Source organism: Chryseobacterium sp. LAM-KRS1, from assembly GCF_013184525.1.
Lineage (GTDB): Bacteria > Bacteroidota > Bacteroidia > Flavobacteriales > Weeksellaceae > Chryseobacterium > Chryseobacterium proteolyticum.
Genome location: NZ_JAAOIZ010000002.1, coordinates 647164 through 661879, shown reverse-complemented (window position 1 = coordinate 661879; position 14716 = coordinate 647164). Strand labels below are relative to the sequence as shown.

Below are 14716 nucleotides of genomic sequence, written 5' to 3'. Positions count from 1 at the left end.
CTTACATTATTGTTAGTATCTTACATTTAGCCTTTCTTATTCATGATCCCGAATCTCTGTTTTACCTTTGTCTGTGATGAGTCAGGAATATCCTGATCTAAAGTAATATAGGCATGAAAATAGTATTTATAACATTATTGATGATGGGATCAACTGATTTTTTATCTGCTGTCCGGTCACCTTATTATTTATCATAGCATCGTTTTAAAAGTAATTTGAATATGGACAATAAAACAGTACTTGAAAAAGCAAATCTAGCTATCGCTAAAGGAGATTATGAAGGTTTTCTTTCCTACTGTACCGATGATACACAGTGGACATTTGTAGGTGAACAGGTTTTGAAAGGAAAGGAAGAAGTGAGAAAATATATGGCAGTTGCTTATACAGAACCACCTGAATTTAAAGTAGAAAAATTAGTAGCCGAAAATGATTATGTGGTGGCTATAGGAAGAATAAGCATGAAGAATAAAGAAGGGAGAGCTGTTGATTATTCTTATTGTGATGTTTGGCGATTCCGTGATGGAAAGATGGCAGAATTGAAAGCATTTGTCATCGAAAAGAACTGATCATAAAAAAATCCTCCAAAATGGAGGATTTATTATTGATACGCTTATCTTAAGATGAATAAGCGAAAGCTTTAGTTACGGAAAAAAGGGCTTACCCCTGAAGAATCAAAAGTAAAGGCAGTCTGATTTTCAGATTTGTCCAGTTTTTTGTTAATGGTAAGCGCCCATAAAACAAGCTCCTTACAGAAGTTCTGATCTTCTTCACTTAATTCGGAGGCGTTTTCCTCAACCACCTGCACCAGAGGAGCAATACTGTTAAGCTTGGAATAGAACTCTTCATCCGTATCCGTGTAGTTCAGTTCCAGCTGATTTTTGTTGAACCATTTGATCAGGTCCGTATAAGGAGTTTTGATGCCCTCTTTCTCCAGCTTGGAAATGCGTGGGAAAATCGTTTCAAACTGTACCATCACGGCTCTGTCGATTAATATTTTCGCTACATAATCTGCTCCTTCCTGCTCCCCTTCATATACAAGTTCGATTTTCCCTGTGATCGATGGAATGATAGACATAAAATCAAGCAGGCGAACCGTTGTTTTTTCTGCATCGGTTTCTATTAAGCGCAGTTTTGCGGCAGCCACAAGGTTTTCCATTGCACTGATGGTCAATCGGGCACTTACCCCGCTTTTTTCATCCACATATTCACTGTCACGTGCTGCAAAGGCAACACCTTCCAATAGGTCTTTTGCAAGACCCGGAACCTGTATCCTTGATTTGTCTTCAGGTGATATAAGAGCTTCCTGCTCCGTAATTTGACGGGCAAGGTCAATGGTTCGGGGATAATGGGTGAAGATCTGCGAACCGATCCTGTCTTTAAGAGGAGTTACAATGCTTCCTCTGTTGGTATAGTCTTCAGGGTTTGCTGTAAATACAAACTGAATATCAAGAGGCATTCTTAACTGAAAACCTCTGATCTGAATATCTCCTTCCTGTAAGATATTAAATAACGAAACCTGGATGCGGGCCTGTAAATCAGGGAGCTCATTGAGAACAAATATCGAACGGTTGGCACGCGGAATCATTCCGTAATGCAGCACACGTTCGTCAGAATATGGAAGCTTCAGGGTGGCCGCTTTAATGGGATCGATGTCTCCGATTAAGTCGGCAACATTTACATCCGGTGTGGCCAGTTTTTCAAAAAAACGGTCTGAGCGGTGTACCCATGAAATAGGGGTGTCGTCTCCCAATTCATCAATAAGGTCTCTGGCGAATTTTGAGATCGGATGAAATGGACTGTCATTAATTTCAGATCCTTTTACAGCAGGCATGTATTCATCCAGAAGGTCTACCATGCTTCTCGCAATTCTTGTTTTTGCCTGTCCGCGTAAGCCCAGTAAGTTAATATGGTGTCCTGCTAGAATGGCTTTCTTCAATTGAGGGATTACGGTGTCTTCGTAACCCAGTAACCCTTTAAATACGGGTTCTTTAGCTTTAATCCTGGAAATAAGGTTCGCCTGAATCTCCTGACTAATTGTTTTATGGGTATATCCGGAATCTTTTAACTCTTTGAATGTAATATCGTTTTTCATTGTTTCTTTTAAATAAATAATCTATATACTGTAATAAAAGGATGAGAATCTATATATCTAACCTCTAAATTCTAAGATCTAAAATCTAGCATCAAACTATATTCTCCTTATCCTGTTTTTTTCATAATCTTCAAAAATCATCTGCCCCAAACCAGACAAGCCTGTAAGAAACGCCTTCCCTTTATTCTGTGCTGTAAATACTTCCACAAATTTACGGAGATAGGGATCCTGGGCAATCATAAAGGTTGTAATGGGAATTTTCAGCTTTCGGGCCTGGGCCGCTTTATGCAGGCATTGTGTAACTATTTTTTCGTCAAGACCAACACTATTCATATAGAACTCACCGCTAGGCAGCTGAATGCAGCTCGGTTTTCCGTCGGTGATCATAAAAATCTGTTTATTGGTATTTCTTTTTCTGCGGAGAATATCCATCGCAAGCTCCAGACCTGCCACCGTATTGGTATGATACGGTCCCACTTTTAAATAAGGAAGATCTTTGATCTTAATAGGCCAGGCTTCATTACCAAACACGATAATGTCAATAGAATCCTTAGGGTATTTTCTATTGATCAGCTCAACTAATGCCATGGCTACTTTTTTGGCAGGAGTGATGCGGTCTTCACCGTATAAAACCATGGAATGGCTGATGTCAATCATCAATACGGTGCTCATTTGAGCTTTATGTTTTGTTTCCTCTACGATGAGGTCATCTTCCGTCATGCGTAAATCAGAAATGCCATTATTGATCTGTGCATTTTTTAAGCTCTCCGTCATATTAACCAAAGATAGTTCGTCTCCATATTGGTAAGATCGGTTCTCACCATCTTTTTCATCACCGATTCCCGTTTTTGAAGTGCGGTGATTTCCGATTCCCGTTTTCTTCAGTTTACCGAAAATCTGGTCCAGTGCATATTCTCTTAATGCAGACTCTAATTTGGCGGTTAATATATTTTTCCCTTTACCGGATCCTGTATTGCCGTCTTTCGGATCATCTTCCTCTTTGATGTATCCGCGCTTTTTCAGATCTTCCTCAAAGTCCTGAAGCGTATATTCATCATTGAAAATATCATACTCCTTATCGAGAAGATCAAGCCAGTGAAAGGCTTCCTCGATATCTCCGGAAGTGTGGGTGAGCAGATCCTTAAAAACATCAAAGACCCGGTCAAAATCTGATGTTTCTTCCGGAATATGTTTACTGAAAGTAAAACCTTTTTGAAAATTTAAATATTTGTTTGTCATAAGACATTGCGGTTTTTCGGTTAACTGCTTTTTTTTTGTTTAGTAAAATTGTAATGTAATAAATGAACGAAGTGATTGTTTCAGTTCTGAATCAAAGCGAAATGTATTTGCAATATTCCTTAATTTTTTATTGAATTTAAAAAACTACAAGTTATGAAAATATCATTTCAACATACCTGTTGGAAAATAGAAAATACTAATGGCTTTGATAAGCAATGAAAATATAATCGATACAGATATTTTCGTGCTTCCCTTTTGATTTGCAGAAAGTTTTTAATGGATATTGTAATGATATACTAAATTATAATAAATTATTTTTAATAATTTTTCCTTTTATAAAGCCATTTTGGCAAAATTTTTATATCTATATATTCGTTTTATTTAAAAGGAATTTTTCGTTTACAGAATTGGGAGGAATATGTATATAATAACGGATCAGTTAAAAGATAATGGGTTTAGTATCAACCGGTTGGATTATATCATAAAAAGAAATAACAACAAAAGGGAGATGAACACGCTGGAATACTTTTGTATTTATATTGTTTTAGAAGATATTACATTAACGGTGGAAGATGTTGCGTACGGCATTAAAGCCGGTAATATTGCATTTGTAGGTCCCCAGAAGAAAATCGTTTTTGGCAAGACAAAAAGATCCGATGTCTTCGCGATCGTATTTTCTTCAACCTTTTATGAAAGATCGACAAAAGACAGCCTGTTTATCAACTCCCAGCTTTTCTTTAACTATAATTCAGATGTTTTTGTTGCTCCTTTTATCAATATAGAACAGATGCGTGTGGTATTCATGGAAAGAATGGAAAGCTTTCAGCGTAAAGATAAAAGCTTATATATTTCCGCTGCCCATAATGCCATTGAAAGGCTTATACTGGATGCCTTCTTACATATTCCTACCGAAGAAATAAAAAATGATTTCAAATTCGATTATATGTATTATGTCAATCGGTTTAAAGTGATTTTGCAAAGGGATTATAAAACGGCAAAAAAGGTTTCTTACTATGCCAATGAGCTCAGTATATCTTCAAGGAGATTGACGGAGATGACTGAATACATGCTGGGAAAAACCGCAAAACAGGTGATCATTGAAAAACTGGTGAACGAATGTATAAAAGCCCTAAAGTTTTCCAATTGTACAATTTCCGAAGTTTCTTATGAGCTGGGTTTCAGTGATGAAGGGAATTTCAGCAACTTTATCAAAAAACATACCGGTAAAAATCCCTCCGAAATGAAATAATTATCGAATTTATTGTAGGTGGGTATAGAATTTATTGTATATTTACCTATGTAACCGATTGGTGAAAAATCCAGGCAATATGCTTTTTAAATGGTTTTTATTAATTGTTTTATTTTTTGCTTGTGCAAAATCTTTTGCTCAGAACTCTGATGCTTTGAGATTAAATGTACGGTTGTATCCGGCACAGATATTTTCTATCAATAATGATGAAGAAGATTCCGGAGCAACAACGTCTCGATTACCGGAATTTAAATCCGTGACGGTATCGAGTCCCTCAGGTTTTGAAGTAAAAGTACATCATGAGACCTTTAATGAGGATAGTGCAAATCTTAAAAACAATGATAACTGTTACAAAGAACATAATCTGATTGATCGTCAAAAGGGAGTAATTCAGAAGGTATATAAAATACATGAAAAATTAGAAGCTGTACTAAAAAAATCAGGTTGTGACTCAGGTTTTAAAGCTGATCACGTCGTGCTTACGCTAATTTCTCAGTAAAATTTTAATAAGACTTGTGGAAATTACTACACAATACGTGGTATTTTTTTAAAATACCTTTTTTACCGATATATACGTAAAAGTGAATTATTTGAGATTAAAATAATAGCGCTTTTACGGAATAACGGTTCTATCGTTTTATGATTCGACGCTTTTTATGATTTTTTCATAAAAGGCTATTTCTTTTTGTGAATAATTCACTACATAAAATTACAAGTTATAAGTGTTTTTTCACAAGAATGCAGGCTTTCTTTCTCTATACATTTGCAGCGAATTTTAAAAATTAATACAAACATCATTTTAAACTATGAAGAAATGTGTCTTAGCTTGTTTTGCTTTAGTAGGATTTGCAACATTGAAAGCTCAACAGAATGTAACCCTAAACGTAAGACTGAAGCCTATTCAGACCCTTGTTGTGAATAATGCACAGAAGGTTGTTAACCTAGACTATGTAACCAAAGACGATTATGTAAACGGAGTTTCTTCTGTGAATGCAGATCACCTGAGCATCTACAGCACCGGTGGATTTCAGGTAAAAGTAAAAAGTGCCAATGCTGCTTTACAGAATGCGGGTAAAAATATCCAGGCCAATACCATTCAGATCAAAGCAAGTGCTGGTTCTGAGGCAGTAAACGGAGCTCAATATGCACAAAATGTGCAGCTATCAGCGAATGAAACAACATTGGTAACATCTTCTAACGGAGGAGTGGATAAAAAAATCAATATTGAATACAAAGGAGCCGGAGCTAACGCATATCTTGATAATTATATCGCGGGTCAGGATCCTACAGTATACACTACAGAGCTAACGTATACTATTATTTCCCAATAAGATAATGTAAATACGATTACAGGATAAAGTGTTGCAGGTCTATTGCTGCACTTTATTCTTAATATGAAGTATCTGTAATGAAAAAATTTTCTTTCTTCTTTTGCTCCTTGTTCTGCGGCTTGTTTTCTACAATTTTTGCACAAACAGGAGTCTCTGTATCTCCACCACGGCTGTATTTCGAATCTGATCCGGGACATAGCAATACTCAAAAAGTAACTGTAACGAATGTAAGCGCAAAGAACTCTCTGGATCTGGCCATAAGCCTCGGTGACTGGGAGTATGATGAAAAAGGGGAAAATATGACCTATGGAGCCAATACAAGACCTGCATCCTGTGCAAGCTGGGTGTCTGTGAAAAAAGAAGAAAATTATTTTACGCTCGCTCCCGGCGAAAAAAAAGATATTGATGTTACCATTACTGCTCCCACCACCTTATCGGATAATTTAAAAGCTCATACTGCAGTGTTGTATGTCAGTCAAATGAATCCTGTGGATGATGTAGATAGTAAGGGGGCTCATATAAAGGTCAGCATACGATCCGGAATCAAGCTTTTTCATAAGCTGCCATTACCGGGGACTAAAAAAATTGAAATTCAGAATCTTGTCTACGGGAAATTGAGCAACAAGCTGGATCTGTTTTTTGAAAACCAGGGAGATGTGTGGATTGACGGAAAAGTATATACGGACCTTGTGAATGTGGAAAACGGTAAGAAAACGGCACTTGATCCTGTTATCTTTTATACAATGCCGGGAAATAAGAGGGAAATGAATATTTCTTTGCCTTCCACCCTTGAAAAAGGAAAATACACTGCTTCTGTAATGATCGATTATGGGGACAGTAACAATCTTGAACTGGGAGAGCTAAGCTTCACTTATGAAAAGTAAAAAGCTCGTCCTCTTCTTTGTGCTGATTTCTGTGGGTTGTTTTTCGCAAGTAACATATACTTCATGGATAAACAGCTATTTACAGATCAATTCTTATGGCGTTAATACCAATCCGGATGCCTATACTTTTACTTTGGCAGGGAATGGTCAATTCAATATTCCTCATTGGAGGGTATCCATGAGACTAAAGCAACCCATTACTTCCAATGACGGAAAATATGTAATGCCTGCCAATAAAATTTCTTTTCAGCCGGTATCTTCCTCAGGTCAGGCCTATCCCGGACCTGTTCCCACGATTCCCCAGATCGGAATGCCTTTACATGTTTTTCTTCAGGAAGGACAGGAGGTTTTTTTAATCCCCCAGTCCAATGCACCATTGAATAATCAGCCTGTACAGCCTAACGGATATTATAATCTTCAGGTGAAATACAGCCTGAATGTAGCGGGAGGATCTTACCTTGGAAATTACCCTTCATGGATCACTTTTACGGCACCTGTACAGTTCACGGCATATGATCAATACAATAATATCATAGGAAAAACGGATCATAATTTCCAGTTTCAGATCGGTGTTCTTTCAGGAACCCCAACGGAAGTTCCGGAGCTTTCACTAAAATTTTCTGCGAATGCAACCAATGGATCGCTGGAGTTTAAAAGTATGGAAGATTACATAAAGGGCGTGAGTGTATTGTATACCAATGCTTTGATTGTAAGCAGTAATACGAATTATCAAATCAGGATGAAGTCTCTTCAGGGTCAGTTTAATTCTCCAACGGGGAATACGATTCCTCTGGGAACCGTTAAAATGGGTCTTACGCCTGTTGCAGATAATAAAGGAAATGTATATCCGGTTACTTTAAGTGCCACACCTCAACTGATCGCAACGGGAGGCTCTACAAAAGGCTCTAATGTTTATTACGATATCAGATATTCCACGAACGCTAATGATGAACGGTTGATTAATGCCAGATCGGAAGAATATACCACTACAATTCAATACGAGATAATTCCTCAATAACCATGTTATATAATCTTTTCAAAAGGACATTTTCTGTTTTTTTGATACTTATTGCTGTTTTGATTCCCGCACAGAATAATGCAGGGGTTATTTTGGAGATCCGTAATGAATCCAGGGCGGATAAAGGGAATATAATAGATCTTATCGTAGTGGTAAAAAATACCGGAAACGATCCATTCACCGGGAAGGTTGAAATCACCACGCCTTCAGGGTTCAGGAACATCTCACCTGGCAAAACGGAAGTACATATGAAGCCGGGTGAAAATTTATATCTGCCGGTAAAGATCCTGGTAAATAACAATGTTGTTGCCGGAGAATCTCATATTCTATGTAAACTTACAGATGGACAAAATTTTGTGATCGCAAAGCAGGAGATACCGTACGTGGTGTCCGAAAATAATATGATGCGGATCACTCCTGAAAACCCGGTCGTTTATATGAATAATGTAAATGATTCTGTAGAAGTGAAAGCAAGGGTTTCTAATCTTGGTAATAAAAGGCAAAACGTCACGCTGGTATTTAAAATTCCGGAAGTTTCCCAGGGAAATATTTTTATCGAAAAAAGCGGTACCATTGAAGTACAGAAAGATTCAATATTTGTGTTTCGTTTTTTCCCTTCTAAAGTGTTGATGCGGAGCTCACAATTTACAGTCCAGATTGCAGGCTTCAGAGAGCCGGATAAGGAAATATTCGGAAATACTTCTGTTTCGGTTCAGAATATATCTTCCACCCAACGTTATGAGGACAGGGAAACCGATATTTTCTCAAATTTCAGTAAGAACAGTATTACAGTCAGTTACAGGCGTGTGGGTGAAAACCTGGATATGTACCAGATGATCGGGTCGGGAGGCTTTAATCTTCCTTCGGGATATCTCTATATAAGAGGGAATATCTATGCAATGAACAATCATAGTGATCCCGTTGTAAATAATACTTATATATCATATCATCGGGAAAATAATGAATTTACCCTGGGTAACATGAGCAAATTACTTGAACTCTCCCTCTTTGGAAGAGGAGCAGAGTATGCATTTACATCTTCTGATAAAGATAAGAAAATAGAGGTAGGTTTTGTAGATCAAAGCTTTAGTCTGATTGAAAGGAATTCATTTTTAAAAAACGGCTATGGTTTTTATACCAGAGGAACCCTGGGAGCACAAAATGCATCTCGAAGCATATCGGGAACTTATATTTTCAGAAACGATCCTTATGACAAAGCAAGGCATCATCTTGCAGGTACAGATGTACAATATGCTTTCAACCAGGACTGGAAAATGAATGCTAAAATGTACAGTGGACTTAGCTTTTATGAAGATATCAATACTACTAAGCCTTCTTTAGCACTGGAATCTCAGTATTCAGGAAGGATAAAGAAGGTGAACCTGAACGGAAATTATTTTTACAGTACCAATTATTATCCTGGAAACAGGAGGGGAATGCTACAGATTCAGCAGAATTTTTCCTCCCATATTTTTACCGATCATTATGTGTATGCTAATGTAACGGTGTCTGATTTTTCTCCTAAATTTTATTTTTATAATACAGCCATGCAGTCTGATAATATAAGAGTGGATACCGGAATCAATTTTCCTAAAAAAGGTAATTTTGCGTTAGGGGTAGGATATCAGTATCAGGAAGAAAAGTCCAATTCCTATAATAACTTTTTTAATGTTCCGGGTAACCAGGAATCAAAACAGCTGAAAGCACAGAGGCTTACTGAATATATAACGTGGTTAAGTCCGGATAAAAAGCATTCTTCCATTATTGGGATTGAGACCGGACTTGTTAATTACCCTAATGCAGATCACCTAGATTATCAGATGAAAATTAATGGGAACTACAATTATAAGTGGCTTAATGTAAATTGTACGTACCAATATGGAAGCTATTTTCTTTCAGAATATGCTTTTTCAAAAATGATGAATGTAAATACTCCCTATGAAAAGCTTTCTCTTTCTGCTTTTGTCAATAAAAATCTTTTCCGGGAAAAAATAAATATAAGTTCAGGAGTATCCTATACCCATGATGTTTTATATGGAAGGTCGCCGTCCGGTTTTGTCAACCTGAAATATTCTAAGGAACGCTACGGGCTGTATCTCAACTCTTCATGGTTTAACTATTCTTCTAACCATTTTACCAATAACCTTTTAACGATCGAAGCAGGTATTACCATAAATTTTCAGACCAGTACACTAAATCCCGGAAAAAAAGGAGAAATAAAAGCATTTGTCTATTACGACCGTAATAATAACAATGTATATGATGGGGAAGACCAGGAGGCAAAGGATTATTTAATTATGCTGAATAATATTTCATTCAAAACAGATCAAGAAGGGAATATCAGGTATCAATCAATTCCTTTTGGAAAGTATGCTTTAAAACAGATTATCCAGCAAGGCTGGTACTATGATGAGGCATCATTTGAAGTGGATAAACACCATTATTTCCTGGAAATTCCCCTCCATCAGAATGGGACTTCGAAAGGAAAAGTTATCTATCAGTTTGATGCAAAAACAGCTTTAGAATTCAGTCCTAAAATCGGAGGGATTATTCTTAATATATTTCGTAATGATCAGTTCCTGCAAAAGGTAATGACTGATGATAACGGAGAATTTATTTCTTTTCTTGAATCAGGAAATTACAGGATCGAACTTAATGGGAATTCATTGCCCGCCAATACTTATTGTGAACGCATGACCGCTGATTTTACAGTGGAAGCAGGAAAGATCGTTAGTCTGGAACCGTTCATTATTAAGGTGAAAGAAAAAAACATCAGGGTTAAAAAGTTTGGGAATTAAATTTGTGATCAACTACCCATTGTAGGGTTTTCTTCTTTAATTTTAAGCTTACAAATAATGTTTGAGAAAGACAATACGAGACAATACGATAATTGATTTAAGTAAGTGTAAAGGGAATTTTTAAAAGATGTTAATAGTTCCGGAGAAGAATAGAAAATTATTAAATTTGATAGAACAACAATCCTGATAGTTTTTCCCGGAGGTCTTTTTTCTAAAAATACTATCTTTGTGAACAATAAAAATAGCATGATGAAAAAAGTAATATTTCTGGCTTCAGCGGTTCTTGTACTCAATTCTTGTGTCGTTTCTACTGCGGCAAAAGTGGTGAAGGGAGCTGTAAATGTAAGCTACAAAGCGGTAAAAGGAACAGTGAACGGAATCAGCTGGGCAGTGAGCAAAGCAAAAGGAAAGATTGATGAAGACCGTTTGGATGGTACCTGGAAAGTTGTAGGGGTTTACAAAGGTTCTTTTGAAGACTTTTCAAAAGATCAGAATCCTGAAAGCTCATTTACATCAGAATGTACAGATGGTTTTGATCAGATCATTTTCAAAGCTAAAAAATCTAAGTTTCAGCCGGTACACTGCAGCTCTGAGAAGGAAGACTGGGTGAAATATTCAATGGAATTCGGGAAAAATCCTGTAACTAAAGAAAAAGAAAATTATATAGAATATAATTCCAATAATTATATCTCAGTTATTGATGTGAATAATAAAACAATGGTTCTGGAAGGAAACCTGATGCCTAAACTGGCATTTACCGGAGCTAAGTTATATCTTTTGGAAAAAGTAAAATAAGGTTTTTCAGGATATGAAAATAAATAGTTCTTTAATTCCCGGAAAGGGAATTTTTCTTGCCCTTTTCTTTTCTTTACACATCGGTGCAAATGCCCAGAAAACAGAAGATATTTCCACCATTTCAGAAAAAGATCTCACCCATATTTTAGAAAAGAACAGATCGTTTTATACACAGGGAAAAGTAGCAAACTACATTCCCGAATTGGGAAAAATGGATGCACAGTCTATTGCTTTATCCATCGTCGGAAAAAACGGAAAAGTATTGAATGTAGGAGATGTAGGCAAGAAATTTACGATGCAGAGTATCTCTAAAATCATAGCATTAATGATTGCAGTTAGTGAAAAGGGAGAAGCTCATGTTTTTGATAAGATGGGATATTTCGGGACAAGTCAGCCCTTTAATTCTTTTTCCAATCTGGAAACATCCGGAAAACCTCTTAATCCTATGATGAATGCAGGAGCCATTCTTACGACTTCTTTAATTTCTGGGGATGGAGAGAAACCTTTTCTTAAGATTTTAGAAATGGTTCGGTACATTACCAGAAATCAGACACTGGACTATAACAAATCCGTGTATGAATCGGAAAGATCTACCGGTCACCGTAACCGGGGAATGTTCTATCTGATGAAAAATAACGGGTTGATTACAGGAAATGAAGATCAGCTTGATAATTACTTCAAACAATGCTCCATCGAACTCACAGCAGAAGATCTTGCCAAAATAGGATATTTCTTTGCGAATGGGTGTGTTCGTTTTGATGGTGATTCTCAGTATAAAAATGCAGAGATAGCCCAGCTGATAGAATCCCAAATGCTTATTGCAGGGATGTATGAATTCAGTGGGGAATATGCAAGAACCGTAGGTTTGCCAAGTAAATCAGGAGTTGGGGGAGGTATCGCGATAAGCGTTCCCGGAAAAATGGGTATCGGGGTTTTCAGTCCTGCCTTGGATCAGCATGGTAACTCATTGGCGGGTTATCATATGATTTTGGATCTGGTGAGGCAATATCATCTCAGTATATTTTAAAAAAATATTTTATCATGTATTGGATGGCCTTTCATCAATACATTGATTTGTATTCAACTCTGATTGTATTTATATCAAAAAATATTCATTGGAATATAGAAAATAGGTGTAATTTTATCTAAGTGATTCATCATGAGTATGGTCTATGGTGTGGGAGTCATTTTTTAACCTATTCCCAATTTGTTTATGAAAAATACTTTCAACACCACGTCCTCCATCAGGAAAAACATCCTTACTTATCTTGGATTTACCCTTCTATTCTGTTTGCCGGTTTATTATATGTGCATCCGTACAGGTAAATTAGGCGGAGGAATCATATCTTATGCTACCATTGTTATGTGGTGTCCGGCTATCGCTGCCTTACTTACATGTCGTTTACGTGGTATTCCCATTTCATCACTGGGCTGGAAATGGGGGCTTACAAAATACCAGTTGCTGGCGTACGGAGTTCCGTTTTTATATTCGTTTGTGCCCTACGTGATCATCTGGATCAGCGGGGCAGGAGGTTTTTATAATCACCAGTTTATAGAGGAAACAGGAAAAGGGATGGGCTGGGACCTGCCCGATGGAGCGGTTCTCGTCTTGTATATCCTGTTGATGAGCAGTTTTGGGATGGTGCGATCTGTCGGTTCTGCTTTAGGTGAAGAGATCGGATGGCGGGGATTTCTCACTCCTCAGCTGGCAAAAATCAATTCCTATACCGCTACTTCACTCTGGATGGGACTGATCTGGTCATTCTATCATTATCCATTGTTGCTCTTTTCAAACTACAATACGGGAGGGCCTAAATGGTTGGCACTTGTCTGTTTTACCATTATGATATTTGCAAGCTGCTTTATTTTTACATGGATCCGTTTAAAGTCGGGAAGCCTTTGGACGGCAGCCATTATGCATGCCAGCCATAATCTTTTTATACAATCGATTTTCACACCTCTTACAGTGGATAACGGGAACACCAATTACTATATCGATGAATTTGGTATTGCGGTACCGCTTGCGACAGTGGTGGTGGCTTATTTCTTTTGGAGGAAGCGGAACGAGCTGCCAAATCAGGGAAAGGAGGAAATCATTTCATCTGAGATTTCCTGATCATTCCGGGTGAAATTATCAATAAAATAAACAATGCCCTGAAAATAATCAGGGCAATGTTATTTTTTAATTTGTTTTGTTAAAAGCTTAAGTCCTGCCATTTACTTAGAATAGCATCTGCAGCAGATGCATAAGTTGGGCTGCCGCTGAGAGTTGCTCCTCCCAGTATGCCAACCAATTGAGGATTATCTCCTGTAGTAAAAATAGCAGATCCTGAATCTCCCGGTCTTGAAAAGAGTCCTGAATTTCCCTGAATCATCACCAGGTTATTGGCAATCACCTGATCTCCGTTAAAGTCTGTTAGTCTAAGGGAGGTTGTAATACTCGTGACGTTTCCGGTGGTGATATCACTGGTGATCCCACTTTTACGAACTTCCGCTCCTATAAGAAATGCGTCAATCTGTGCAAATCCGCTAATGATTTCCTCTGCTCCAAATACTTTTCCTATCGTGGCATTTCTGTCTTTTCCTTTTCTGGCAATGGCACCGTCTAACCAAACATTGATCGTTTTGAAGTCTCCGCGTGGTACCAGAACATTTTCATAATAATAATCCTTGAGGGTTGCACAGTTGTGGCAGTAATTTAAAGCGGTTCTCCATTTAGACTGTTGGCAAACATCAGAATCCAATTCGGTACCGACACCCGCAAGAACATGGGCGCATGTCAGCATATAAGGATGTTCGTCGGGTCCCTTTTTTACCATTACCCCTAAAGTACCACTGCCTGCCATTTTTTTACCATTTTGTCTGAGTGTCCCATTGGCTGAGATACTGATTCCACCGATCAGGGGATCTGTTTTTTCATTGCGGGTGGTTACTTCGGTTACTTCATAAGATAAAGGTTCCGGATCTACTTCCAGTTCAATAACATCTGTAGGGCACCCAAAGATGGTCAGGGGAATAGCCTGTGAAACCTCTGACAAAGGGAGTTTATTTTTCACTCCAAAGGTATAGCTCAGTGTTTTGGTAAGGCTGTCGTTAACGGTTTTCAGAGAAACCCCAACCGAGGTTATTTCAGGTCTCTGGAAATATTCTTCAATAAGTTCGGGTAATTTTTCGGCCATTTTATCGTGTAAGGCCACTTCTTCGTTGCTTAATTTCATGATATAGTTATTTAGGTTGTTGTATAAATGCTGAAGAAAGGTCACCAGTAGGTATACGCATGTGTAATTAATAAATTTACAATCTGGCTTAT

The 14716-nt window shown here is 37.6% G+C and carries 13 protein-coding genes; 10 read left to right on the top strand and 3 right to left on the bottom strand.

Annotation, left to right across the window (positions count from 1 at the left end; all coding sequences use genetic code 11):
• Positions 1–221 precede the first annotated feature (221 nt).
• Complete coding sequence (locus G9C87_RS06825) at positions 222–566, top strand: nuclear transport factor 2 family protein (RefSeq protein ID WP_228456971.1); 345 nt, start codon at positions 222–224, stop codon at positions 564–566.
• 71 nt (positions 567–637) lie between these two features.
• On the opposite strand, the gene G9C87_RS06820 is transcribed toward G9C87_RS06825, so the two are convergent.
• Together G9C87_RS06820 and G9C87_RS06815 are read right to left on the bottom strand one after the other, a co-directional pair.
• Entirely contained in the window at positions 638–2092 is a 1455-nt protein-coding gene (locus tag G9C87_RS06820; protein ID WP_172279433.1) for a sigma 54-interacting transcriptional regulator, read from the bottom strand.
• Positions 2093–2188: 96 nt separating this feature from the next.
• On the bottom strand, positions 2189–3331 hold the full coding sequence (locus tag G9C87_RS06815; protein WP_172279431.1) for a vWA domain-containing protein: 1143 nt from the start codon (positions 3329–3331) through the stop codon (positions 2189–2191).
• 418 nt (positions 3332–3749) lie between these two features.
• On the opposite strand from G9C87_RS06815, the gene G9C87_RS06810 reads away from it, so the two are divergent.
• From G9C87_RS06810 to G9C87_RS06770, 9 genes are all read left to right on the top strand, one after another.
• A complete protein-coding gene (locus G9C87_RS06810) occupies positions 3750–4580 on the top strand; it encodes a helix-turn-helix domain-containing protein (protein WP_172279429.1) in 831 nt (276 codons plus the stop codon).
• Positions 4581–4659: 79 nt separating this feature from the next.
• A complete protein-coding gene (locus G9C87_RS06805; RefSeq protein ID WP_172279427.1) occupies positions 4660–5079 on the top strand; it encodes a hypothetical protein in 420 nt (139 codons plus the stop codon).
• A gap of 307 nt (positions 5080–5386) precedes the next feature.
• Positions 5387–5911 carry a hypothetical protein gene (locus tag G9C87_RS06800; RefSeq protein ID WP_172279425.1) on the top strand — a complete coding sequence of 175 codons (525 nt, stop codon included), beginning with the start codon at positions 5387–5389 and terminating at the stop codon, positions 5909–5911.
• Positions 5912–5988: 77 nt separating this feature from the next.
• A complete protein-coding gene (locus G9C87_RS06795) occupies positions 5989–6795 on the top strand; it encodes a molecular chaperone (RefSeq protein ID WP_172279423.1) in 807 nt (268 codons plus the stop codon).
• Positions 6785–7813 (top strand): hypothetical protein, encoded by a 1029-nt coding sequence (locus G9C87_RS06790; RefSeq protein ID WP_172279421.1) that lies wholly within the window; start codon positions 6785–6787, stop codon positions 7811–7813. Before G9C87_RS06795 ends, G9C87_RS06790 begins: the two co-directional genes overlap by 11 nt.
• Before the next feature lie 2 nt (positions 7814–7815).
• Positions 7816–10611, top strand: a complete 2796-nt coding sequence (locus G9C87_RS06785; protein ID WP_172279419.1) for a hypothetical protein — start codon at positions 7816–7818, stop codon at positions 10609–10611.
• Between the two features lie 249 nt (positions 10612–10860).
• On the top strand, positions 10861–11406 hold the full coding sequence (locus G9C87_RS06780; protein ID WP_172279417.1) for a hypothetical protein: 546 nt from the start codon (positions 10861–10863) through the stop codon (positions 11404–11406).
• 13 nt (positions 11407–11419) lie between these two features.
• A complete protein-coding gene (gene glsA / locus G9C87_RS06775) occupies positions 11420–12433 on the top strand; it encodes a glutaminase A (RefSeq protein WP_172279415.1) in 1014 nt (337 codons plus the stop codon).
• 186 nt (positions 12434–12619) lie between these two features.
• On the top strand, positions 12620–13522 hold the full coding sequence (locus G9C87_RS06770) for a CPBP family intramembrane glutamic endopeptidase (RefSeq protein WP_172279413.1): 903 nt from the start codon (positions 12620–12622) through the stop codon (positions 13520–13522).
• 79 nt (positions 13523–13601) lie between these two features.
• Here G9C87_RS06770 and G9C87_RS06765 read toward each other — a convergent pair whose 3' ends face one another.
• A complete protein-coding gene (locus G9C87_RS06765) occupies positions 13602–14624 on the bottom strand; it encodes a hypothetical protein (RefSeq protein WP_172279411.1) in 1023 nt (340 codons plus the stop codon).
• Positions 14625–14716: the final 92 nt, after the last annotated feature.

Excerpts from the sequence above, each read along its gene's own strand:
- G9C87_RS06825 (WP_228456971.1), top strand. The coding sequence starts at position 222 with ATGGACAATAAAACAGTACTTGAAAAAGCAAATCTAGCTATCGCTAAA.
- G9C87_RS06820 (WP_172279433.1), bottom strand. The coding sequence starts at position 2,092 with ATGAAAAACGATATTACATTCAAAGAGTTAAAAGATTCCGGATATACC.
- G9C87_RS06815 (WP_172279431.1), bottom strand. The coding sequence starts at position 3,331 with ATGACAAACAAATATTTAAATTTTCAAAAAGGTTTTACTTTCAGTAAA.
- G9C87_RS06810 (WP_172279429.1), top strand. The coding sequence starts at position 3,750 with ATGTATATAATAACGGATCAGTTAAAAGATAATGGGTTTAGTATCAAC.
- G9C87_RS06805 (WP_172279427.1), top strand. The coding sequence starts at position 4,660 with ATGCTTTTTAAATGGTTTTTATTAATTGTTTTATTTTTTGCTTGTGCA.
- G9C87_RS06800 (WP_172279425.1), top strand. The coding sequence starts at position 5,387 with ATGAAGAAATGTGTCTTAGCTTGTTTTGCTTTAGTAGGATTTGCAACA.
- G9C87_RS06795 (WP_172279423.1), top strand. The coding sequence starts at position 5,989 with ATGAAAAAATTTTCTTTCTTCTTTTGCTCCTTGTTCTGCGGCTTGTTT.
- G9C87_RS06790 (WP_172279421.1), top strand. The coding sequence starts at position 6,785 with ATGAAAAGTAAAAAGCTCGTCCTCTTCTTTGTGCTGATTTCTGTGGGT.
- G9C87_RS06785 (WP_172279419.1), top strand. The coding sequence starts at position 7,816 with ATGTTATATAATCTTTTCAAAAGGACATTTTCTGTTTTTTTGATACTT.
- G9C87_RS06780 (WP_172279417.1), top strand. The coding sequence starts at position 10,861 with ATGAAAAAAGTAATATTTCTGGCTTCAGCGGTTCTTGTACTCAATTCT.
- glsA (WP_172279415.1), top strand. The coding sequence starts at position 11,420 with ATGAAAATAAATAGTTCTTTAATTCCCGGAAAGGGAATTTTTCTTGCC.
- G9C87_RS06770 (WP_172279413.1), top strand. The coding sequence starts at position 12,620 with ATGAAAAATACTTTCAACACCACGTCCTCCATCAGGAAAAACATCCTT.
- G9C87_RS06765 (WP_172279411.1), bottom strand. The coding sequence starts at position 14,624 with ATGAAATTAAGCAACGAAGAAGTGGCCTTACACGATAAAATGGCCGAA.